Origin of the sequence: Ruegeria sp. HKCCA5426, from assembly GCF_013034585.1 — a bacterium.
Taxonomy (GTDB): Bacteria; Pseudomonadota; Alphaproteobacteria; order Rhodobacterales; family Rhodobacteraceae; genus Ruegeria.
In genome coordinates, this window is sequence record NZ_WQGH01000001.1 from 461,371 (window position 1) to 484,222 (window position 22,852).

General features: G+C 57.3%; 20 protein-coding genes and 1 tRNA gene. 13 read left to right on the plus strand and 8 right to left on the minus strand.

Annotated elements, in window-relative coordinates:
* Positions 1-45: 45 nt before the first annotated feature.
* From GOV87_RS02225 to GOV87_RS02235, 3 genes are all read left to right on the plus strand, one after another.
* Entirely contained in the window at positions 46-1,080 is a 1,035-nt protein-coding gene (locus GOV87_RS02225) for a cysteine synthase A (RefSeq protein ID WP_171210669.1), read from the plus strand.
* Positions 1,080-3,521 carry a DUF3772 domain-containing protein gene (locus GOV87_RS02230; protein WP_254447295.1) on the plus strand — a complete coding sequence of 814 codons (2,442 nt, stop codon included), beginning with the start codon at positions 1,080-1,082 and terminating at the stop codon, positions 3,519-3,521. The genes GOV87_RS02225 and GOV87_RS02230 overlap by 1 nt, the downstream gene beginning before the upstream one ends.
* Positions 3,522-3,611: 90 nt before the next feature.
* Positions 3,612-3,701, plus strand: a tRNA-Ser gene (locus GOV87_RS02235).
* 6 nt (positions 3,702-3,707) lie between these two features.
* Here the strand turns inward: GOV87_RS02235 and nadC are convergent.
* From nadC to nadA, 3 genes are read right to left on the minus strand one after another with little or no spacing between them, the layout of a single operon-like run.
* Positions 3,708-4,556, minus strand: a complete 849-nt coding sequence (gene nadC / locus GOV87_RS02240; RefSeq protein ID WP_171210671.1) for a carboxylating nicotinate-nucleotide diphosphorylase — start codon at positions 4,554-4,556, stop codon at positions 3,708-3,710.
* Entirely contained in the window at positions 4,553-6,118 is a 1,566-nt protein-coding gene (locus GOV87_RS02245) for an L-aspartate oxidase (RefSeq protein WP_171210672.1), read from the minus strand. The genes nadC and GOV87_RS02245 overlap by 4 nt, the downstream gene beginning before the upstream one ends.
* Before the next feature lie 8 nt (positions 6,119-6,126).
* The gene (gene nadA / locus GOV87_RS02250; protein ID WP_171210673.1) at positions 6,127-7,179 is read right to left on the minus strand and encodes a quinolinate synthase NadA; all 1,053 of its coding nucleotides are present in this window, start codon (positions 7,177-7,179) and stop codon (positions 6,127-6,129) included.
* 458 nt (positions 7,180-7,637) lie between these two features.
* Here nadA and GOV87_RS02255 point away from each other — a divergent pair, with 458 nt between their 5' ends.
* The 5 genes from GOV87_RS02255 to GOV87_RS02275 all read left to right on the plus strand — a co-directional run bounded on the left by GOV87_RS02255 (position 7,638) and on the right by GOV87_RS02275 (position 11,879).
* Positions 7,638-8,597 (plus strand): glycosyltransferase family 2 protein, encoded by a 960-nt coding sequence (locus tag GOV87_RS02255; RefSeq protein ID WP_171210674.1) that lies wholly within the window; start codon positions 7,638-7,640, stop codon positions 8,595-8,597.
* Positions 8,594-8,980: a GtrA family protein gene (locus GOV87_RS02260; protein WP_171123078.1), complete on the plus strand. Its 387-nt coding sequence runs from the start codon at positions 8,594-8,596 to the stop codon at positions 8,978-8,980. The genes GOV87_RS02255 and GOV87_RS02260 overlap by 4 nt, the downstream gene beginning before the upstream one ends.
* A 9-nt stretch (positions 8,981-8,989) precedes the next feature.
* Entirely contained in the window at positions 8,990-9,736 is a 747-nt protein-coding gene (locus GOV87_RS02265; RefSeq protein ID WP_171121228.1) for a methyltransferase domain-containing protein, read from the plus strand.
* Positions 9,736-11,145 (plus strand): hypothetical protein, encoded by a 1,410-nt coding sequence (locus GOV87_RS02270; protein ID WP_171210675.1) that lies wholly within the window; start codon positions 9,736-9,738, stop codon positions 11,143-11,145. The genes GOV87_RS02265 and GOV87_RS02270 overlap by 1 nt, the downstream gene beginning before the upstream one ends.
* Positions 11,146-11,276: 131 nt before the next feature.
* Positions 11,277-11,879: a YrbL family protein gene (locus GOV87_RS02275; RefSeq protein WP_171123084.1), complete on the plus strand. Its 603-nt coding sequence runs from the start codon at positions 11,277-11,279 to the stop codon at positions 11,877-11,879.
* A gap of 80 nt (positions 11,880-11,959) precedes the next feature.
* Here GOV87_RS02275 and GOV87_RS02280 read toward each other — a convergent pair whose 3' ends face one another.
* From GOV87_RS02280 to GOV87_RS02300, 5 genes are all read right to left on the minus strand, one after another.
* On the minus strand, positions 11,960-12,520 hold the full coding sequence (locus tag GOV87_RS02280; protein ID WP_171210676.1) for a sarcosine oxidase subunit gamma: 561 nt from the start codon (positions 12,518-12,520) through the stop codon (positions 11,960-11,962).
* Positions 12,513-15,455 carry a sarcosine oxidase subunit alpha family protein gene (locus GOV87_RS02285; RefSeq protein WP_171210677.1) on the minus strand — a complete coding sequence of 981 codons (2,943 nt, stop codon included), beginning with the start codon at positions 15,453-15,455 and terminating at the stop codon, positions 12,513-12,515. Before GOV87_RS02285 ends, GOV87_RS02280 begins: the two co-directional genes overlap by 8 nt.
* Positions 15,452-15,739 (minus strand): sarcosine oxidase subunit delta, encoded by a 288-nt coding sequence (locus tag GOV87_RS02290; protein ID WP_171210678.1) that lies wholly within the window; start codon positions 15,737-15,739, stop codon positions 15,452-15,454. The genes GOV87_RS02285 and GOV87_RS02290 overlap by 4 nt, the downstream gene beginning before the upstream one ends.
* A 13-nt stretch (positions 15,740-15,752) precedes the next feature.
* Positions 15,753-17,003 carry a sarcosine oxidase subunit beta family protein gene (locus GOV87_RS02295; RefSeq protein ID WP_171210679.1) on the minus strand — a complete coding sequence of 417 codons (1,251 nt, stop codon included), beginning with the start codon at positions 17,001-17,003 and terminating at the stop codon, positions 15,753-15,755.
* Positions 17,004-17,080: 77 nt separating this feature from the next.
* Positions 17,081-17,938, minus strand: coding sequence for a LysR family transcriptional regulator (locus GOV87_RS02300; protein ID WP_171121235.1), 858 nt, complete (start codon positions 17,936-17,938; stop codon positions 17,081-17,083).
* A gap of 107 nt (positions 17,939-18,045) precedes the next feature.
* On the opposite strand from GOV87_RS02300, the gene GOV87_RS02305 reads away from it, so the two are divergent.
* Genes GOV87_RS02305 through GOV87_RS02325 form a run of 5 tightly spaced genes read left to right on the plus strand, consistent with a single transcriptional unit; the run spans position 18,046 to position 22,834 of the window.
* The gene (locus tag GOV87_RS02305) at positions 18,046-18,645 is read left to right on the plus strand and encodes an amino acid synthesis family protein (RefSeq protein WP_171210680.1); all 600 of its coding nucleotides are present in this window, start codon (positions 18,046-18,048) and stop codon (positions 18,643-18,645) included.
* On the plus strand, positions 18,617-19,396 hold the full coding sequence (locus GOV87_RS02310; protein WP_171210681.1) for an alpha/beta fold hydrolase: 780 nt from the start codon (positions 18,617-18,619) through the stop codon (positions 19,394-19,396). Before GOV87_RS02305 ends, GOV87_RS02310 begins: the two co-directional genes overlap by 29 nt.
* Positions 19,393-20,313 carry a flavin reductase family protein gene (locus tag GOV87_RS02315; protein ID WP_171210682.1) on the plus strand — a complete coding sequence of 307 codons (921 nt, stop codon included), beginning with the start codon at positions 19,393-19,395 and terminating at the stop codon, positions 20,311-20,313. The genes GOV87_RS02310 and GOV87_RS02315 overlap by 4 nt, the downstream gene beginning before the upstream one ends.
* Positions 20,313-21,347: an LLM class flavin-dependent oxidoreductase gene (locus tag GOV87_RS02320; RefSeq protein WP_171121239.1), complete on the plus strand. Its 1,035-nt coding sequence runs from the start codon at positions 20,313-20,315 to the stop codon at positions 21,345-21,347. The genes GOV87_RS02315 and GOV87_RS02320 overlap by 1 nt, the downstream gene beginning before the upstream one ends.
* A gap of 8 nt (positions 21,348-21,355) precedes the next feature.
* Positions 21,356-22,834, plus strand: a complete 1,479-nt coding sequence (locus GOV87_RS02325; protein ID WP_171210683.1) for an aldehyde dehydrogenase — start codon at positions 21,356-21,358, stop codon at positions 22,832-22,834.
* Positions 22,835-22,852: the final 18 nt, after the last annotated feature.

Here is a 22,852-nt window from a genome sequence, read left to right on the forward strand (position 1 = left end):
CGTCGACTGTAAATCTTCGTTGATATGTAAAGAAAAGAGGGTGCCATGCGCATTGCACGAGACCTTGCTGACGCAGTAGGAAAAACGCCGTTGATCCGGCTGAAACGCATCAGCGAAGAAACCGGGTGTGAAATCCTTGGCAAGGCCGAGTTCATGAACCCCGGCCAATCGGTCAAGGACCGCGCAGCGCTTTATATAATCAAGGACGCCATCGCGCGGGGTGAGCTGAAGCCCGGCGGAACCATTGTCGAAGGCACCGCAGGAAACACCGGAATCGGCCTTGCGCTGGTTGGGGCGTCGATGGGGTTCAAGACCGTGATCGTGATCCCGGAAACCCAGTCCGAAGAAAAGAAGGACATGCTGCGGCTTGCCGGGGCGCAACTGGTGCAGGTTCCCGCCGCGCCTTACCGCAACCCCAATAACTTTGTGCATTACTCGCGCCGACTGGCCGAGGAACTGGCGCAGACCGAACCCAATGGTGCGATCTGGGCCAACCAGTTCGACAATGTGGCAAATCGTCAGGCGCATGTGGAAACCACTGGCCCAGAGATCTGGGAGCAAACCGGCGGCAAGGTTGACGGTTTTGTAAGCGCCGTGGGCTCCGGTGGGACTTTGGCAGGCGTCGCGGATGCTTTGCAGCCCAAAGGGGTCAAGATCGGCCTGGTCGATCCGATGGGCGCGGGGCTTTATTCCTATTACACTACCGGTGAAATCGCGATGGAGGGCAGCTCGATCGCCGAAGGGATCGGTCAGGTGCGCATCACCAAGAACCTTGAGGGTTTCAAGCCCGACTATGCCTATCAGATGACAGATAACGAGGCGCTGCCCTACATCTTTAGTCTGCTGCGCGAGGAAGGTCTGGTCATGGGCGGCTCGACCGCAATCAACATGGCCGGTGCCGTGCGTCTGGCCAAGGATCTTGGGCCGGGCCATACCATTGTGACGATCCTCTGCGACTATGGCACACGCTATCAGTCCAAACTGTTCAACCCGGAATTCCTGCGTGAAAAAGAGCTGCCGGTGCCTGATTGGATGACCGAAGCCCCCCGCAGCATTCCTGGCGTGTTCGAGGACGTATGATGCCGCGGCAGGTCCGCCTGTTTCTTGCCCTTGTAACGGTTTGTTTGGCCGTTTGGGGCGGCCCTGTTGCCGCCCAACTGACCGACCGACAAAGTGAGTATTATCAGGGCTGGATCAGCACGGCGGACCGGGCCGAAGCGGTAATCGAAGCGAACCGCGCTTCGAATGCTGCTTTGGAGAACCTGCGTTCTGAAATCAACGAGTACCGAGAGGTCTTTAATCGCGCGCGGGATGCGAATACTGAACGTATTCAGACGCTGGAAAGTCAACTCAAGGCATTGGGGCCAGAACCTGAGGGTGACGCCTCTGAACCCGAAGACATTGCGACGATCCGTGCGCATCTGGAAGAACAGCTCAACAGCCTTCGGGTGCCGCGTGTTGTATCCGAAGAGGCGTATAGCAGGGCCAACGGGCTTATCAGTGAAATAGACCAGATCATCCGGCACCGTCAGACCAAAGAGTTGTTGGAACGAGGACCGTCGCCTCTTAATCCTACATATTGGGCACCTGCGTGGGTGGACGTGAAAGAAGCCGCCCGTGGCTTGATCAATGAAATAACCGAAAACCTGAGAACGGATGTCGCCCGCGAGCAAATGAGAGAGCGCGGGTTGGGGATATTTGTCCTGTTGGTCATTTCGGCGGTGTTGCTGATTTTCGGGCGGCACTGGTCGGAAAAGGGCGGTGATTACCTGCGGAAGCTCGGGGGCTCTGGCACGGGCGTCTGGACATTTGTGATATCCCTGTTGCGGATCATCTTGCCGTGGTTGGGTGTCCTAGCCGCAGTTGTCGCAATTAACCTGACCGGGGTGCTGGGTGTGCGGGGCACCTTGCTGCTTGAGGAAGTGCCATACTGGGCTGGAATTATCTTCTTTTATGACTGGATCGGGCGGCAAGTATACTTGATGGGGCAGGCCAGAGGGTTCAAGCGTCTGTCCGCTGCCAGGATCAAGGAACTTCGCGTCTATATTGATCTGCTGGCTGCGATGCTCATCCTTCATGAACTGGCCGTCTTGTTCGAGCAGATCGAAAATATCTCGGATTCCACGCGTGCAGTAGCTAGTTTTCCTGTCATCGTGGCCACGGCTTTGTTGCTGCTTCGGGTGCGCCATATCCGGACCAATGACGCGCAACCAGACGAGGCCGAAGCCCCAAGTTTAGCTCGGGCGGCAGGCTTCAGCCAACTGGTCGAATTCCTGCGGCGCGCCTTTTTGCTTCTGGGTATTGCGACACCTGTTCTAGCCGTCTTCGGGTATACAAATGCGGCCGAAGCCATAGTCTTTCCCGCAGTAAAAACGCTGGTTCTGATTGCTGCGTTGGTCATTTTTCAGCGCTTCATTACGCAGGTCTACGGCTGGATCACGGGGCAGGGCGAAGCTGTCTGGGATTCGCTGTTTTCGGTTCTGGTCGGTTTCGCGTTGGCTATCTTTGCTTTGCCGATCCTTGCCCTTTACTGGGGGGCGCGTCAGACCGATTTGCTTGAAGCTTGGTCACGTCTGTTGCTGGGTTTTGATATCGGCGGAGTGACGATATCGCCAAGCAACTTCTTCGTCTTCGTGATTGTGTTCCTGATCGGATACGGCCTGACCCGAATGCTGCAAGGCGGATTGCGCAACTCTTTGCTGCCAAAGACAAGCATTGACCCCGGCGGTCAGAACGCGATCGTTTCCGGCACCGGGTATATCGGAATTTTTCTGGCCGCGCTGGTTGCCATTATGGTTGCCGGGTTCGATTTGTCCTCGCTGGCAATTGTCGCCGGTGCCTTGTCCGTTGGGATCGGTTTCGGGTTGCAGACCATCGTCTCGAATTTCGTGTCTGGGATCATCCTGCTGGTCGAACGTCCGATTTCAAAAGGGGATTGGATCGACGTTAACGGGATGATGGGCTACGTGCGCGACATCTCGGTCCGGTCTACGCGGATTGAGACGTTTGATCGTACGGATGTGATCGTTCCCAATTCTGACCTGATCAGCGGCGTTGTAACCAACTATACGCGCGGCAATACCATCGGGCGTGTCATTGTTCCGGTTGGCGTCGCTTATGGGACGGATACCAAACTGGTTGAAAAGATATTGGGCGAAGTCGCCAATGCGCACCCAATGGTTTTGGCCAATCCCGCGCCCAGCGTCGTGTTTCAGGGATTTGGCGCGGATTCGTTGGATTTTGAGATCCGGGCCATCCTGCGCGACGTGAACTGGGTGCTTTCGGTAAAATCGGACATGAATCACGAGATTAACCGACGCTTTGCCGACGAAGGTATCGAGATTCCGTTCGCCCAACGCGACGTCTGGCTGCGTAACCCAGAGACGCTTAGGGAATCGCCAGCCGCGCCTACGCCTGAACCGGCAAATGAGGCGGGGAACACCCCGACCGACACAGACAAGTCTTCCCCGATCGAGATGACCGAGGCGGATATGCCCGACAGCGACGGGGATGAGGTCTGAGGCCGGTTTAAGCGCGATCCGAAAAGGTTGAATTTTCGCTATATTCGGGCCTTGCAAATCCCCAAGCGATAGTCCAAATATCGCGCCCACGGAGAGGTGGCCGAGTGGTCGAAGGCGCACGCCTGGAAAGTGTGTAGGCGGGAAACCGTCTCCAGGGTTCGAATCCCTGTCTCTCCGCCATTCAGCCTAAAAATCCAGACCCAGATCGATTGTCCTGTAGGAATGCGTCAGCGCCCCGGATGAGATGTAGTCAACGCCCGTTGCTGCGATCGCGGCCACGGTTTCTTTGGTCACGTTGCCAGAGGCTTCGGTTGTGATTTGCCCGTTTGCCATCGAAACCGCTTTGGACAGCATGTCTGGGGTCATGTTGTCTAACAAGACGACATCCGCACCCCCAACCGCAAGCACGTCTTCCAGTTGTTCCAAATGGTCCACTTCGATTTCAACCTTCATCATGTGGGACGCACGCGCCTTGGTTGCTTCGAGGACCGCCCGAACGCCTCCGGCGGCGGCGATGTGGTTGTCCTTAATCAGAATTGCGTCGGACAATGAAAAGCGGTGATTAAAGCCGCCGCCGTGCAGTACGGCCTGTTTTTCGACGATACGCAGGCCGGGCGTTGTCTTGCGGGTGCAGGTGATACGCGTATTGGTGCCCTTGGTTTCTGCGACCAGAGAGGCAGTCGCCGTAGCCACCCCCGTTAGGCGTCCGGCAAAGTTCAACGCCACACGTTCACCAGACAGGATCGAGGCTGCATTGCCGCGTATCTCCATCAGGGTCTCGCCCTTGGCGCAGCGTTGACCATCTTGCACGTGGCGAACGATCTCAAGCGCAGGGTCGACTAGACGAAAGGCAAGCTCGGCTACTTGCATGCCGGAAACCACCGCGTCTTCACGCGCGTTTAGCCGAGCAGAGTAGGTTGTTTCTGGCGGTATGACCGTTAACGAGGTGACATCGCCGTTGGATCCCAAATCCTCCATCAACGCCGCGCGGACAATCGGTTCTAGGATTAGATCGGGTAGGGCAGGAACGGTCATACGTTTTCCTTTGTGTATTTGTCTCGAAACGCCAGCGCCTGTTCAAGCGTCAGCATTGATCGTTGTCCGGGGCCGGAATGCGTCTGTGGAAAATCCGACCTGTAGTGTGCGCCGCGACTTTCTTCTCGCATCAAAGCCGCCGCCGCGATCAGTGTCGCGGTCGCCGTCATATTGAGAAATGCCGGTGAGTTTTGGTTTTCGGCTTCGAGCAGAGCTATGCGGGTCAACGCTTGGCGCAAACCTGTTCCCGTGCGAACGACGCCGACCAGATCCATCATGATCCCGCGCAGCTCTGCCGTGGCTTGCAAGATCGCTGTTTGGCAACTGGGTGCAAAATTTAGATCTACCGGTTCGGCATCGTCACAAGGGACATGCTTTGCAATTTCTCGCGCGCAGGTACGAGCAAACACCAACGCCTCTAGCAATCCGTTTGAAGCGAGCCGGTTTGCCCCATGCAGCCCGGTCGAGGCCGCCTCGCCACAAGCCCAAAGCCCGCCCAATGTGCTGCGCCCGGACAGGTCTGCCGCGACGCCACCCATATGATAATGCGCTGCGGCCGTGACAGGTATGGGCGACAGCACAGGATCGACGCCATTGCGACGACAGGCTTCAGTAACTGCGGGGAACTGCGACGCGATGTCGACGCCGATGGCCTGCCGCGTATCCAGCGCAGGTTGGAGGCCGGACTGGGTTTGCAGAAAGACCGCGCGGGCAACAATGTCCCTAGGCGCGAGCTCTCCATCCGGATGCAGTTCAGGCATAAACCTGTGCCCGGTCTTGTCGATCAATACCGCACCCTCGCCGCGCAGGGCTTCGGTGGCCAGTGGGCAGGGGTCTTCGCCGACATTGATCGCCGTTGGGTGGAACTGAACGAATTCTGCATCTGCAATTTTCGCTCCGGCTCGCGCCGCCATGCCTATGCCCTGACCTCGGATACGGGTGGGGTTGGTTGTTTGCGCGTAAAGCCCGGCGGACCCACCAGATGCCAATACATAAGCCGCCCCGTGCAACGCAATCGAGGGCGTATCTGATCCATTCGCCGGGGTCAGGTAGACGCCCTGAACCTGCTGGCCATCACTGTCAAAGCCGATGGCCTGCACCCCTTCAATTACTTGGATCGACGGCGTCGCACGTAGTGCGGTGACCAATGCGCGCATTATTTCCGCACCCGCTTGATCGCCTTTCACACGGACGACCCGGGCGGCCGAGTGGGCGGCCTCGCGGGATTGAACAAAGGCCCCGTCGCTGGTTCGGTCAAAGTCGGTGCCAAGATTTGACAGGTCAAGAATATGATCCGGTGCGGCGCGCGTGACGAAATCGGCTACCTCGTTCAGAACCGAACCGGCCCCTGCGCGCACTGTATCTTCGGCATGAGCCTCGGGGCTGTCAGTTTCGGCCATCGCAGCGGCGACACCCCCCTGCGCCCAGGCCGAGCTGGCGCCGGTCCCCAGCGCCTCGGGCGAGATCATCACGACGGGTCGCGGTGCCAGTTTCAGCGCGGCGTAGACGGCGGCCAATCCAGCGCCGATGATCACCACGCGCTTGGTGCTGACGTGTTGCATCCGCCCGGTCAGATACCCAGTTTGCGCGAAAGGTCTATCATCCGCTGAACTGACAATCGGGCTTTGTCGGCCACATCTGCTTCAACTTCGACCTGTCCGGTCATGGTATCCAGCGCATAAAGCACTTTTTCGAGGGTGATCTTCTTCATGTATGGGCACATGTTGCAAGGACCCACAAAGTCGACCTCGGGCAGTTCGTCCGCAATGTTTGAAGCCATGGAACATTCGGTGATCAGCAGCGCTTTTTCGGGTTTTTCATCCGTGACGTATTTGATGATGCCGCTGGTCGAGCCCGAGAAATCTGCCTCGGCCACCACGTCGGGGGGGCATTCCGGATGCGCGATCAGTCGGGTGCCCGGGTTCCATTCGCGGAAGTCTCGCAGGTCGCTGGCCGAGTATTGTTCGTGAACGATGCACGATCCTTCCCACCAGACAATGTTCTTTTGTGGAACGTCCCGTGCCACGTTCTGCGCCAAGTACTGATCAGGGGTCATGATGATGGTGTCGCTGTCCAGTGCCGCAACGATCTGTGCCGCGTTAGACGATGTGCAGCAGATGTCAGAGGCCGCTTTGACCTCGGCCGTGGTGTTGACGTAAGACACCACCGGTGCACCGGGATAACGACGGCGCATTTCGGCCACGCCGTCCGCCGTTATGGATTCGGCCAAAGAACACCCAGCTTCCATATCGGGCATTAAAACCGTCTTGTCCGGGCTAAGGATTTTGGATGTTTCGGCCATGAAATGCACACCGCATTGCACGATCACGTCCGCTTCGACCTCGGTTGCCTTGATCGCCAGTTGCAAGCTGTCGCCGCCGAAATCCGAGATGCCGTGATAAATCTCGGGCGTCATGTAGTTGTGGCCAAGGACAACTGCATTGCGTTCGGCCTTTAGGTCGTTGATCACTTTGACATAAGGCGCATAGATCGCCCAATCCATCGGCGAAACGACGCGGGACATGCGCGCATAGATGTCTTCCATGCTGGCTGCCAGTTCCGCTGAGGGGCTAAGGTCGTACTTTTCGGAAAGATGCGCACGCTGCGCAGGTAGGTCGAACACGGGTCTGATATCTGCCTGTTTTACACTCGCGGCACTGAATATGTGATTTGAAAGTGATTGACCACCGCTCCGCTGGGAAGAATGTTCCAAAATTCCCGGCATCCACGGAACTATATTGTTTTCGTGTGGGATTTTTCTGTTCTATGAGTGCATTTGCCGCGCAAGGCACCGAATTTCGACAGCTTTCCGTCCTTTGTCGCAAGATTGGCGCAATGCTGCCACAAGGGGTGGCAATAACTCCGGTATTGCATCATTGGGTTGGTCGTTGGCGACTGACCCCAAGGATGTGTCGCGGCGGTAACTACGGTTTGGAAACTGGAACTTACCGATTAGCGAAATGTGACAGTTGAGATATCAAGGGCAGCGACCCAAAACGAGAAAAAACCAAAGCGACGTGTTCTAGAAAAAGCGATCCCATCGCAAATAATCGAGCAGGACAGTTCGCGTTCGGAGGTTAAATGTTATTGTCTGTAGTCGTTCCTTGTATGAACGAAGAGGACTCTGTGCCGATGCTGGTCGAGCGTCTGGTCGCGGCAACTGATCCCTGGTCCACTGACCGGGAGATCGTGCTGGTGGATGATGGCTCTACCGATGGCACGTGGGACGAAATCTGCAAGCAGAGCGAAAGCCACGCAGGTGTTCGCGGCATAAAGCTGTCAACGAACCGTGGGCACCAAGTCGCTTTGACGGCGGGTTTGATGGCGGCCAAGGGGCAGCGGATTTTCATGCTGGACGCCGATTTGCAGGACCCGCCCGAACTGCTGCAAGATATGATGGCTATGATGGATCGCGGGTATGACGTGGTCTATGGGCGCCGCAGCGAACGCAAGGGCGAGAGCTGGTTCAAGAAGATGACCGCGCATGGGTTTTACCGGGTGCTGAATCGGCTGTCGGATGTGCCTATTCCCAACGATACGGGTGATTTCCGTTTAGTGAGCCGCCGCGCATTGGACGCGGTTTTGGATATGCCCGAGCGGTCCCGGTTCATCCGGGGAATGTTCGCTTGGGCTGGGTTCAAGCAGATTGGCATTGAATATGTTCGCGACCCGCGCGTGGCGGGTGAGACCAAGTACCCGATGTCCAAGATGATCCGTCTTGCGTTTGATGCCTTGTCCAGCTTCTCGATCAAGCCCTTGCAGATGGCCACCCGGCTGGCCTTTCTGACCTTGCTCATCGCCGCATTGATGGCTGTATACGTTTTCTGGTCACTGATCTTGTACAGCACGGTTGCTGGTTGGGCGTCGACCGTTTTGGTCATCAGCTTCTTTTCAGGCATTCAGTTGCTGACCCTTGGCATTATCGGAGAATACCTTGGACGGCTTTATGTCGAAGCAAAGGGGCGGCCCTTGTTCTTTGTGGATGAACAGGTTGGCAATGGTGTCGAAACTCTGTCCGAGAGAGCGCAGAAGACGTCATGAGTGAACCCAAACGCATATTTCGGTTTGCAGTGGTCGGAACCGGTGTCGCCGCATACTATTTTGTCACGTATCTTGGCCTGCTGCAGATATTCAATTCCCCTTGGATCGCAAACTTGCTGGCATTCGGGTCTGCAATCCTTATCCAGTATGTTGGCCAAACCGCTTGGACGTTTGGTAGGCCAGTGGTCGCGCCGGGTCAGTTTGGCCGCTTTTTGTGCATGATCGCGATCGGCTTAGTCGTTTCCTCGATGATAACGGGCATCCTTGCACCTAGGCTGGCCCTTGCCGAACCGGTCGCCGCCGGTTTGGTCGTAGTTGTTCTTCCCATCATAAATTTCGTGATCCTGCGTTTGTGGGTCTATCGCGAAGAAAGCTCAATTTAGAGAGTGGTCATGTCGCATATCTATTCCAACGAGTTCTTTGACTACATCGACCGTGGAGCGCGAAGCTCGGCTGTTCGACTGATCGAAACGCTTCAATCCCATGTCAAACCAGACAGTGTCGTGGATTTTGGGTGTGGGCGCGGCGTCTGGTTGTCAGAATGGGCAGCCGCCGGGTGTCAGGATGTTGCAGGTGTGGATGGCGATTATGTCGATCGCGAGACATTGGCCATTCCAAAGGACTGCTTTTTTGGCAAAGACCTGAGTCAGCCTGTCGATCTGGGTCGAAAGTTTGGCTTGGCTCAATCGCTGGAAGTAGGCGAGCATTTGCCCCACGAGGCATCGGCCAGCCTGGTTCAAAGCCTAACAACGCATAGCGATCTGGTTCTGTTCTCAGCCGCCGTGCCGGGGCAGGGTGGTGAGTTCCACATCAATGAACAGCCTTTGTCGTTCTGGCAGGGACTGTTCGCTGAGCAGGGCTATGCGGCCTATGACTGTCTGCGCCCCATTTTGTTCGACGATGCCTCGATCGAACCCTGGTATCGCTATAACAGCGTCCTTTACGCAAACGAAGCTGGCGCCGCGACGCTTCCGGCAGAGGTTCTGTCGACCGAAGTGAAACCGGGCGCGTTGAAAGAGGTGGGCACGTTCGGCTGGAATTTGCGGAAAATGATCGTTCGCAGATTGCCACAAACGGCGGTCACCAAAATAGCACAGGTCCGCGCATCCGTCATCGCGCGCTCGCACCGGAGCCAGTGATGAACGTAAGACCTCTGTGGCAGGACCTATTGCGCCTGTGGTTGCTGGCTTTTGCGGCTTTGCTGGTGATTTACGGGCCGCTGGTTATTGATCCGCTTGTGCGCCACGATGACTTCCCCGCACTGCTGGGGCAAAAATTTATGGCCCATCGAAAAGCCTTGGATGAAGGGCGGTGGCTGAATTATTGGTGGCAGTTCAGGCCTTTTCTGTGGTCTTCGCCCGTTAGCTTTGCCTTATACCTGATGGCCTGGGCCACATTTTCCGCCTGTACATCAATCACGATGCTCGGGCGCGAGGCACCTGGATGGTACAAGGGTTATTTTGCGCTGTTTGTCGCGCTTTCTATCCCGGCATTCATGATCGCATTTTGGTTTAACACGCTACTGCCAGGCGTTTGGATCATTACTTTTTATGCGTTGGGCGTCGTGTTCCTGCCGCATCGGGTTTCGGTCGCATTGCTGATCGTCGCGGTGCCGTTGTCCTTTATGGCCTATACAACTTATCCGTTCCTTTTGATGGCCTTGGCGCTGATGTCCTACAAGGCGCCGAAAACATACAAGAGCATGGCGATTACTCTGTTCGTGTTCTTTTTCAGCCTCGGTGTAGGTATGCTGTCCGTTTACAGTCTGAATTACATCTATCACGGTGTTTTTGGCATACCGATTGCCGACTGGCGCGCCCCGTCCGAGGTCCAATCAACCGAGGATCTGATAAGGAACCTCGGTAAGTTGCGCATCTATCTTCAAACGACGATTAGACAGCTTGGAGGCGGAGCGGCTGGCAGTGGCGTTGTGCTACTGGCATTCTTCGCTATCGGTTGGGGCATATTGTTCCGCTCTCAGCGGTTCGTTGCCATTACGGTGTTGGTTGCGATGTTGGCGGGTCTTGTACCGTTGCTTGGCAAATCACTGATGTCGGGTGTTTTTGTCCCGGCCCGTGCATTTGGCTGGATTTGGCTATTGCTTGGGTTCACCTTCACCGCCGCAACTTTGCATCTGTCGTTGACGCCGGGAAGGGTGGCAAGTATCGCCCGGATCACCATTATGTACGTTCTGCTGATCAAGATCATTCTTTTTGGACGTGCGACATATGTCAGGGTTCCGCCATGGCAAGAAGCCACTCGGGACTTGGCTTCAGCGATACCTGACACCACTGAAACCGTGTATATCTATGGGCACTATCTTGGCCTGACTGGTGCAGGACCCGCCGGCATTCAGTTCCCCCGAGGTTTGAGGTTGCGTCTGGTTTATCTCACAGGTTTAGACGTCGTTATATGTGATGAGACACCCGACGAATGTGCTGACGTCGAGCCGCCGATTGATCCACGGGGTTGGACGCATATCCCAATTATAGAGTCCGAAGGTAATCAAACCTTCATGCTGATGCCTTACCCGCCGATCGGACCGTAGTCTGCGCGCATTTTGCTCATGCCGAAAAAAGCAATTTGTAACACTTAGGAGAAGGATTTATGAACGGGTTTCAGTTTAGCATTTAATCCAGTGGCGGGATGTTCGGCTTCTGGCCCTAGATAGCAGGCAAAATGATAGATCTGAGCGAATTGAAACCCTTGCGCAAAAGCCGCAACTACCTGATTTTTCAGCACCCCGAAAATGACAAGGCTTTGCTGAAGGTCAGGGTAGATGAGCCTGTCCGCAACCACCTTATCCCTCGATACGCCGAATGGCGTTATGGGAACCTGCGGCAATGGAACCGTGAGGCAAACGAATATCTGGCGGCGCTGCATCGTGGCCGCCCCGAGATTGAGCGTTTGGCGCGTTTTATGGGCTATGCTCCGACCTCGTTGGGGCCGGCAATTGTGGTCGAGAAACTGACAGGCCCGGATGGTGATCTTGCACCGACGCTGCATAAGGAACGGTTGGGCCTAAGGAATGATCCCGAAGGGTTGGAACGTCTGCGCCAGGAATTCATGGGTCTTCTGGATGATCTCGAAAAAGGCCGCATTATCGTTGGCGACATGAGCTATGAAAACATAGTGCGTGCACAAGAACGGGGTGGAAAACTCACTATCATCGACGGTCTGGGAGAGAGGGTTTTGTTCCCGCTTGCCTTAATCAGCGACTGGGCGTTTCGCTTGTCGATTCAACGGCGCCGCGATCGCTTGGGTGGCGGCTTCGGGTTTTGACCAAGCGGGTCTGAGATTTCACTAAGTCTTGAAAGCGTGCGGCTGCCTTAACTCTCAGGCTGACCGCCTGCTTGGTTGTATTAGTGGGCCGATCTCATGGCGGTAATGATCGCATGATGCAGTGACCCGGCCGAGGATCTCGGTCCATAAAGGTTGACATTGTCGGTACCGCGACACAGGGCGAAACAGCCAATATGGTGAATTGAACTGCGCGCCGCGTACCCGGGCTCAAACCGTCGCAGGTCCAATTGACACAGAAGTTCCAGAACCGCATTGATCCTATCGCCCTGCAAGTCGAACCGCGCCCAGGCATCCGTTTGTTCCGTGACCGAAGCTGTATCGCCAAAGATTGCCTTCACCTGATCCGCAAGGTCTTCGTGGCTGTCAAAGGGTGCTTCGATCATCCACTGGTCTGGCCCTGACCAAAAGGCGATCACCTGATCTCCGGTAAATCGCTGAACTTCGGGCGCTGGTGCCCCAATCAGCTTGGCCAAAGCCTTTTGCGCCTGTGTTTCCTTCCCACGGCGCGCAGCGACCGAGGCCAAGGCCACACCTGGAACTTCAGTACATGTGACCGACCCAACTGTGTCAACACGCGGCTCAGACCCACCAAGGGCGGTTGTGGCGACAAGATCATGCACGAAGACGTTCTCCTTCGGGATCAACAAAATGGGCCGAGACGATTTCGACTTCGATCGTCAGGTCGGTCAGCGGGGAAACAAGGCGCATCTTCTCGCCCAGCCGTTCATCGCCACGTTTCAGCAGGCCCAGACCGATGTTGCTGTTCAGGCTGGGGGAATAGGCCACCGAGGTCACATATCCCTGATCATGCGCTGCATCGACAGGGCCTTCGGCGTTCATAAGGTGGCCTCCGGCAGTTACCTTATCTTCAGGAGTGATCGACTTTAGCCCCACCAGTTTCAATATGTCCGGTGCGGTCAAAGCCTCTCGCTCGGACAAAACCGACCCGATACTGTCCTTTTTCTTTGAGACCATCTTGCCCATGCCAAGGTTCAGAGCCGTGGTGGTTCCGTTCAACTCATTGCCGACCGGGTGGCCTTTTTCGATCCTCATTACGCTTAGTGCCTCGGTGCCATAGGGCGTGACGTCGAACTCCTCACCCTCAGTCATCAACCTTCGCATCAGCGCATCGCCATAGCGCGCAGGGACGGCAATCTCGAATGCCAACTCGCCCGAGAACGAGATGCGGAACAGCCGTGCCCGCAGCCCACCGCAGACAGTGATCTTGCCGCAGGCCATGAAGGGAAACGCCTCGTTCGAGATATCGAATTCGGGGTCTACGATCTTTTGCAGAAGCTTGCGCGAATTTGGCCCTGCGACCGCGTATTGCGCCCAGCCGTCTGTGGTCGAGACCAGCTGCACATCCAGGTCCGGGAACAGGCACTGGCGCACAAATTCCATGTGGCGATAGACACTTACAGCGTTTGCGGTTGTGGTGGTGACGACGAAATGATCCTCGGCAAGACGCGCAGCGGTGCCGTCATCCATGACCATCCCATCCTCGCGCAGCATCAGGCCATACCGCGTTTTGCCGACCGCCAGCTTGGCGAAGCCGTTGGCGTAGACGCGGTTGAGGAAATCGGCGGCATCCGTGCCTCGAACGTCGATCTTGCCCAGCGTGGTGCAATCGCACACCCCGACCGAGGCTCGAGTCTGGCGCACCTCACGGTCGACGGATTCGCGCCAATGCGTTTCACCGGGTTGAGGGAACCACTGCGCGCGCAGCCAGTTCCCGGCCTCGACAAACACCGCTCCGCGCTCATTGGCCCAATGATGTGACGGGGTCAGGCGGGTTGGGTGGAACTCCTTGCCAATCATCCGTCCTGCAAACGCGCCGATAGGAACGGGCGTGTACGGTGGGCGGAAAATGGTGGTGCCGGTTTCGGGGATCGACTTGCCCGCGACCTCGGCCATGATCGCAAGCCCCGTGATGTTCGAGGTCTTGCCCTGATCGGTTGCCATGCCCAGCGTGGTATAGCGTTTCAGATGCTCGACCGAGCGGAAGCCTTCCTGATAGCTGAGTTTCACATCCTTGACGGTCACGTCATTCTGCTGATCAACCCATGCCCGTTTGCAGCCCTGCACATACCAGAACGGCTTTTGTGCAATGGGCGAGTCCTCGGTCTCGGGCAGGTCGGGCAGGGTGATTAGGTCCAGCGCGGTGGCGGCTGCTTGGGCGCCTGAGCGAAGCGCGCCATGGGTCGACATGACTCCATTGGCAGCGCCAGCGACGGACATGCCGACCGGTAGGTTTTCTCCCGGCACGAATGAAGCAAGGGCTTCGTTCCAAACAGGCTGCCCGCGCTGGTGGCAGGTCAGGTGGACATTCGGGTTCCAGCCGCCTGACACGCCCAGCGCGCCGCAATCCAGCATTCGGGTCGAGCCATCGGGCAGGGCGATCTCGACAAAGCTCAGGCCCAGACGACCCTTGGTGTTCAAGACCTGCGCGCCCTTTAAGACCTCGTAGTCATAGCTGAGCGGTGCGTCTTCGCGCACATCCACAACGGCTGCAATCTTCACGCCCTTGGCGTGCAGGTCGGCGGCGGTACGGTGACCGTCATCATTGTTGGTAAAGATCGCCACGCGCGGCGCGGCGGTTACTGCAAAGCGGTTGGCGTAGGTTCGAAGCGCGCTGGCGGTCATGATGCCGGGTCGGTCATTGTTTTCAAACGCAATCGGCCGCTCGGTCGCCCCGGCACACAGCAGCGCCTTTTGACTGTAGATTCGCCACAGGATCTGGCGCGGTTTACCGGCGGGCAGCGAAGGCAGGTGATCGCCGGTCCGTTCCACGGCCCCATAGATGCCGTGGTCAAACGCTCCGATCACAGTAGTGCGCGGCATCAGCCGGACGTTCGGCATGGCGGAAAGTTCGGCAACGGCCTGTGCCGCCCAGTCGGTTGCGCTGTGGTCGCCGACCGAAAAGGTCTCGCTGTTCAGACGTCCGCCGAGCATGAAATCCTCATCCGCCAGTATGACATCTGCGCCCGCGCGTCCGGCGGTCAGCGCTGCCATCAGACCTGCAGGCCCGGTACCGATGATCAACAGATCACAATGACGGAAGCCTTTGTCATATTCATCCGGGTCAGGCTGCATCGACAGCGACCCAAGGCCAGCGGCGCGGCGGATGATCGGCTCGTACAGCTTCTCCCAAAACGCGGCGGGCCACATGAAGGTTTTGTAGTAGAACCCCGCGGACAGGAAGTTGGAAAACAGGTCATTCACCGCAAGCGCATCGAACCGCAGACTGGGCCAGCGGTTTTGCGAGTTTGCTGTCAGCCCGTCAAACATCTCGACAGTTGTGGCGCGTGTGTTGGGTTCTTTGTGCGCTCCGCTGCGCAGTTCCACCATACCGTTGGGCTCTTCGGAACCCGCCGTCAGCAACCCGCGCGGACGATGGTATTTGAATGACCGCCCAATCAGCCGCACATTGTTGGCCAGCAGCGCCGAGGCCAGAGTATCGCCGGGATGCGCGGTATAGCTGCGCCCGTCAAATCGGAAGTTCAGGGTCGTATCGCGGTCGATCTGCCCGCCGGTCAGCCGGTTCGCTTGTGTCATTTCGAACGTCCCCGTGCGCGGGCCACATCTCGGGCCAGTTCCACTTTGGAAATCTCGTGGGTCAGTGTGTTGCGAGTGATGACCAGCCAAGACCGATCTCCGGCTTCGTGATACCAAAGCTCTTGATGCTCACCGGCGGGGTTGTCGCGCAGATAGGCATAGTCATAAAACGCGTCTGCGGCATTTTCGGCCATCCCGTCAGGCCGGTCGATCAGGGATGCATCGCCCAGATATGTGAACTCCGAAGCATCGCGGGGCCCAAGCAGGGGGTGGTTGATGATCATGTCCGTGTTCCCCTTAGTGCAAGTTGGGCTGATTGCCCGCGCCTTTTTCGTCGATCATTCGGCCAGTGCGGAACCGGTCCAGACGATAGGCGGTGGCAACGGGGTGCGGTTCATCTTTTGCCAGCAGGTGCGCAAAGCAATAGCCCGAGGCAGGCGTGGCCTTGAACCCGCCGTAGCACCAGCCGCCGTTGAAATAGAGCCCCTGAACCGGGGTGCGGTCGATGATCGGAGAGCCATCCATCGACATGTCCATCACACCACCCCACATCCGCAGTAATCGCGCGCGGCCGATCATGGGCATCAGGGCCATGCCGCCCTCACATACATCCTCGACCACAGGCAGATTGCCGCGTTGAGCATAGGTGTTATAGCCGTCGATATCGCCGCCAAAAACCAGCCCGCCCTTGTCGGATTGGCTGACATAGAAATGCCCCGCACCAAAGGTGATGACGCTGGGCAGAACGGGCTTTAGCCCCTCAGACACAAACGCCTGCAAGACGTGGCTTTCAATGGGCAGGCGCATCCCGGCCATGCCCATCACACGGCCCGAGTTTCCGGCGACCGCACAGCCCACTTTGCTGGCCCCGATAAAGCCCCGGCTGGTTTCGACCCCCAGACAGGTGCCGTTTTCGATCCGCAGGCCAGTGACCTCGCAATTTTGGATGATGTCGACCCCGTGTAAATCCGCCGACCTTGCGTAACCCCAAGCCACCGCGTCATGGCGGGCCGTGCCCGCGCGACGCTGAACCAGACCTCCCTTGATAGGAAAGCGTGCGTCGTCGAAATTTAGATAGGGATGCTCGGCCCTGACCTGGTCGGCGTCCAGCAGTTCCGCATCCGCGCCGTTCAGGATCATCGCATTGCCGCGCCTTATATAGGCGTCGCGTTGTCCGTCGGTGTGATAAAGGTTGATGATCCCGCGCTGGCTCATCATCGCGTTATAGTTGACGTCCTGTTCCAACCCTTCCCACAGTTTAAGCGAGAATTCGTAGAAAGGCTCATTCCCGTCCAGCAAATAGTTCGAGCGTACAATCGTCGTATTTCGCCCTACGTTGCCGCCCCCGATCCAGCCTTTCTCGACCACGGCCACGTCGCGCAGTCCAAATACCTTGGACAGGTAGTGCGCCGTGGCCAGACCATGACCGCCGCCGCCAATGATGATGACGTCGTAGTGGGGCTTGGGCTCAGGCTCACGCCAGACCGGTTTCCAGCCCTTGTGACCGGTCAACGCCTCTTTGATGACTCGAAAGCCAGAATATCGCATGAATCGGACCTTTTTCGCCAGAATTCACTATTTTGGGGCGGTTGGATATCCTCAGATGCGACATCGACATGTCTGAATCAGACCCTTGCCTGAAAACGCACCAAGTCCGAGAACCAGTCGGCAAATTCGGACACGGCGGCAGAGTCGCGTTGGACCGACAGGAAATACCCCTCGCTGGCCGCCGCGGGTTGATCAAAAGCGGGCTGAACGGCCCCGGTTTTAAAGGCATGAGCTGCGATGATCGAGTTAACCAAGGCCACACCGTTTCCAGCCACCGCGAGTTGCAGCGCCAAACCATAGGAATCCACAAAATAAGTTGGGTGCCCGACCTGTTGGCCAGTTACCTCGGACCACGAAGCCCAACTGTCGGAGGTTCCCACAGATTCAATTAAAGGCAAGGTTTGCAGATCGCCAACCAACGCAGGTGCCTTGACTGGGATAAGGCGGTTCGGCTGCAAAGGAACCGCGTTCTTGCCGACCTGCTTTTCCGACCCGAACCTGATTTCGATATCCGCACGCGATGCCGCGTATTCGTCGGGCCAGATCGTGCTGACAAATCGCACTGATGTTTCGGGATGCTGCGACCTGAACCGTGGCAGGGCGGGTGCAATGACCCATTCGATTATACTGATCGAGGCCGCCACGGTGATATGCCGCTCTTTTTTCTCGGTCAGGTAGGGCGATGCGGCGGTCTCCAGCATCTCAAGCGCTGCTTCGACCTGTGGCAGCAGTTTTCGGCCTTCATCCGTCAGGGACAGCCCGCGCGCGTGCCGGTGAAACAGGACCACACCCAACCGCGTTTCCAGCGCGCGGATTTGCTGGCTGACGGCGGATTGCGTCAGGCCGATCTCATCAGCGGCAGCGGTAGAGCTTAGCCTGCGGGCGGCTGCTTCAAAGGACCTGAACCATGTAAGCGGGGGCAGTGTTTTTGCCATCGGTAACTGACCTATTAGTGATGGTAATACCTAAGGCTAAAGTTCTTTCGTTTGTCAAAAGATGATTCCGGCGGTGATATTTTGCCTGACTGAGAAAGGGGACAACCGTGAAGCCAAACATCCGAAAAATCGTAACCTATGATGAGGAAGTTCTGGTCGAAGGATTTCGTAAAGCCGACCGTACTTGGCGCATGTTTGCCGTTGCAGCGGTTGTGTCGAACCCGTGGGCTGGTCGGTATGTCGACGATCTGCGCGCTGAAATCCTTGCTTATGGACCGATCTTGGGTGAATTGCTGACCAACCGAATGGTCGCGCTGGCCGGAGGGGGCGATGCGATCGAGGCCTATGGCAAAGCTGCCGTTGTCGGATTGGACGGCGAGGTCGAGCACGCCTCGGGTCTGATCTACACCCTGCATTTCGGGAATTTTTTCCGGCAGGCGGTTGGTGCGAAATCCTACCTGTCTTTCACCGATACACGCGGGCCCGCGAACACGCCGATCATGGTGCCGATGATGGATAAGAACGACGCGGGCCGTCGGTCGCATTACCTGACGCTGCAATTTGCGATTCCCGACGCGCCGCGCGCTGATGAGGTTGTTGTGGTTCTGGGTGGTGCGACTTCGGGGCGGCCACATCATCGTATCGGAGACCGCTATCAGGATTTGAAGGATCTGGGTCATGACGTGGACAACCCGGCCTCGGTTTGAGTTTGGCGATCTTGCCGTCATAGAGTCAGGCGAGGGGCCGCTGGTCATCCTGTTACACGGGGTTGGCCTGCGGGCTGAGGCGTGGAATGCGCAGATTGATGCATTCGGCGCGGCAGGCTTCCGCGTTTTGTGTCCGGACATGTCTGGCCACGGTCGGTCACCCTTCTGTGACCCCGGTGGGCTGCTCAGCTACGTTAAAGCCGTTGAACCCCTATTGTCCGAACCATCCGTTCTGGTCGGACATTCGATGGGCGCGTTGGTAGCGTTGTCGTTGGCCGCGTCAGGACATGAGCATGTCAGGGGTGTTGCGGCCCTGAATACAGTTTACCGACGTGATCCCAAGGCGCGTGAGGCGGTTATTGCACGCGCCACTTCATTGAGTGCAGACGCATCGAACGATCCGTCAGGTACACTTAGACGCTGGTTCGGCGATCACGAAACCAAAGAACGCGACGCCTGTGCCCAATGGCTGACCGAGGTGAACCCGGCGGCCTATAAAGCCGCCTACAGCGTCTTTGCTGAAAGCGATGGGTTGTCGGATGATGACATATCCAAAATCACGTGTCCCGCGCTGTTCATGACAGGCGCGGACGAGCCGAACTCAACCCCCGCTATGTCCCGCAAGATGGCAGATCTGGTGGCGCAGGGACGTGCCGAGATCGTGCCCGGCGCGGCGCACATGATGCCAATGACTCATCCGGTTGAGGTGAATTCGTATCTGTTGGGGTTCGTGCAGGAGTGCCTGATATGACGACCATCGACCCAAGGGCGCTGCGCGACGCTTTCGGCAGCTTCATGACCGGCGTAACCGTTGTGACCACACTTGATCCCAATGGGGCTCCGGTCGGATTCACGGCAAACTCATTTTCGTCCGTATCGCTGGATCCGCCTTTGTTGTTGGTTTGTCCGGGCAAGTTTCTGTCCAGCCACGATGTTTTTGCCAAGTGCTCGCATTTCGCTGTCAACATCCTGTCTGAGGGTCAGCAGGAAGTGTCCAACACCTTTGCAGGCTTTAAAGGTGACCGTTTTGCCAAGGTTGACCACTCCAGAGGGTTAGGTGACCTGCCGTTGATCCAAGGGGCATTGGCCCAATTTTGTTGTGAAACGCATGCCGTTGTCCCTACCGGGGATCATACGGTTTTGATCGGCCGAGTTCAGGAGTTTTCACACGCCAAGGGCAATGGTCTGGGTTATGTCGGCGGGGCGTATTTCAGCCTGGGTCTGGAGCGCGAGATCGACGCGAAAGAGCCAACGATCTGCGGTGCGTTGGTGCGGTCGAACGGTCATGTTTTGCTGGAGGTTCACAACGGTCGGCACCAACCGCTTCAGATCGCAGGTGTCGAACCCGGAGGGCAGCGCAATAGGTTGGCGCAAGGGCTGTCAGACCGTGGTGTGACTGCGCGGGTAGATCAGGTGTATTCCTCGTTTAGCGACGCGGCAAGCGCGCTACACTATACGTTCTTTTTGACCACTTGCCACGATACCCCCGCAGTAAAAGGCACCAAATGGGTGCCTGTCGATGCATTGCCCAAGCTCACCTATACCACTCAAGCCATCCACGACATGATGACCCGCTTTGCGGTCGAGGCGCAGGAGGGAAATTTCTCTCTCTACCTTGGCGACGCGAAACAGGGTGACATCCACAGTTTGAATGAAGGAGCCCGTTGATGGAGTTTTCCCTGTTTGCCCATATGGAGCGCCTGACGCCGCAGCAGCCTCATGACGTTCTTTACGATGAATTCGTTGGGCTTGTTAAAATGGCGGACGAGGGCGGGATGCGCGCGGTCTGGACGGGCGAGCATCATGGGATGGAGTTCACCATCGCGCCGAACCCATTTCTATCGTTGGTCGATCTGGCGCATCACACGCGCAACGTCCGTTTGGGGACTGGGACGGTTGTCGCCCCATTCTGGCATCCGATCAAACTGGCGGGTGAGGCAGCGGCAGCGGATCAGATCACCAAAGGACGAATAGAGTTGGGGATCGCGCGCGGGGCGTATTCCTTTGAATACGAACGCCTAATGCCGGGCATGGACGCGTGGGAAGCGGGTCAAAGGATGCGCGAGTCGACGCCGTTGTTGAAAGAAATCTGGCGAGGGGACTGTGCACATGATGGTGAGTTCTATTCCTTCCCCGCAACGACGTCCGCGCCGAAGCCATTGCAAGAGGACGGACCCCCGATCTGGATCGCAGCACGCGACCCCAACAGTCACGAGTTCGGCGTCCATAATGGGTTTAACATTCAGGTCACCCCCTTGTGGCAAGGCATGGAAGAGATCGAAACCCTGATGGGGCGGTTCAACGATGCCTGCGACAGCTATTCTGGACCGCGCCCCAAAATCATGTTGCTTCATCACACATATGTCGGCGCTGATGAAGATGATGTTGCTCGGGGCGTCCAGGACTTGCGTCGGTATTACAATTATTTCGGTGCGTGGTTCTTGAACAAGCGCCCGATCACTCAGGGCTTGATTCAGCCGATCTCGCCAGACGAAATGGACGCGAACCCTATGTACACGACCGAGAAGCTGGCGGCCGATCTGACCGTCGGCACCCCGCAACAGGTCATCGACCGCATCAAGCGGTACGAAGATTTGGGCTATGATGAGTTTTCGTTCTGGATCGACAGTGGAATGACCAACGATCGCAAACGCGCGTCGTTGGCTCGGTTCATTGACGAAGTCATGCCGGTTTTTCAGTGAGGATCACGATGGGTAACTTGCCGCACTTTAAGCTTTTCATTGATGGCCGCCGGACCGAAGGCGCGTCGACACAGTTTATGACGTCTGAAAACCCGGCTACCGGTCAGGGTTGGGCGACCTTCGCCTGCGCCGCGCCCGAGGATGTTGACCGCGCTGTCGCAGCAGCGAAACGCGCGTTGGACGATCCGCTGTGGCGCGATCTGTCAGCAACCGCTCGGGGGAAACTGCTGTATCGACTGGCTGATCTGGTTGCCGAAAACGCATCGCGTCTGGCCGAGCTTGAGACAACGGACAGCGGCAAGTTGCTGGCGGAAACTGCGGCGCAAACGGGGTATGTCGCTGACTATTATCGGTATTTCGCGGGGTTGGCTGATAAGGTCGAGGGGACGGTTCTGCCAATCGACAAACCGGACATGCACGTGTTTACGACGCGCGAACCGATTGGAGTGGTCGCCGCGATCGTGCCGTGGAACGCGCAGATGTTCCTGACTGCAACAAAACTAGGCCCTGCTCTTGCGGCTGGGTGTGCCGTGATTCTGAAAGCCTCGGAAATCGCACCGGCCCCGATGCTGGAATTCGCTCGATTGATCGAGGAGGCCGGTTTTCCGCCAGGTGTTGTGTCGGTTATCACAGGGGATGCCGAAAATTGCGCCATACCCCTGACGCGTCATCCCGACGTGGATCGCATCGCTTTCACAGGCGGGCCGGAAACCGCGCGCCACGTTGTGCGAAACTCGGCTGAGAATTTCGCGGTTACCTCTTTGGAACTGGGCGGTAAATCCCCGATACTGGTGTTTGAGGACGCGGATTTGGATGGGGCGGCGAACGGCTTAATTGCAGGTAACTTCGGCGCGTCCGGCCAAAGCTGCGTCGCGGGAACCCGTGGGCTGGTGCACCGGCCTGTTCTGGATGCTCTGATAGAGCGGATCGAAGAAAAATCCCGCGCGATTCAGGTGGGTGATCCTTTGCATGCGGACACGCATGTTGGCCCGCTCTGCACGCAAGCTCAGGTTCGCAAGATCCAAGAGACGCTGGCCGCAGCACGCGGGCAGGGTGCAGTGATCCGGTTCGGTGGGGATACCGCAGACAGGCTGGGGAATTACATGAATCCGACGCTGGTTCAGTGCAACTCGCCCGAAACGGAGACCCTGAAGGTCGAAATGTTTGGCCCTGTGATGTCCCTATTGCCGTTTGATACCGAGGAGGAGGCCATATCGCTGGCAAATGCCACACCCTACGGGCTTGGATCTGGCGTTTTCACGCAGAACCTTGCGCGCGCGCACAGGGTTTCCAAGCGGATCAGGGCTGGCATCTGCTGGGTAAATACGTATCGCGCAATCTCGCCCATCGCGCCGTTTGGCGGGTTCAATCAATCCGGCTATGGGCGCGAGGCCGGGGTCGAGGCGATTTTGGATTACACACGGACCAAAACAACATGGATCAGCACCGCGCAAGAGCCGATGGCGAACCCGTTTGTAATGCGCTAAGTCTGGGCCGAAACAGGG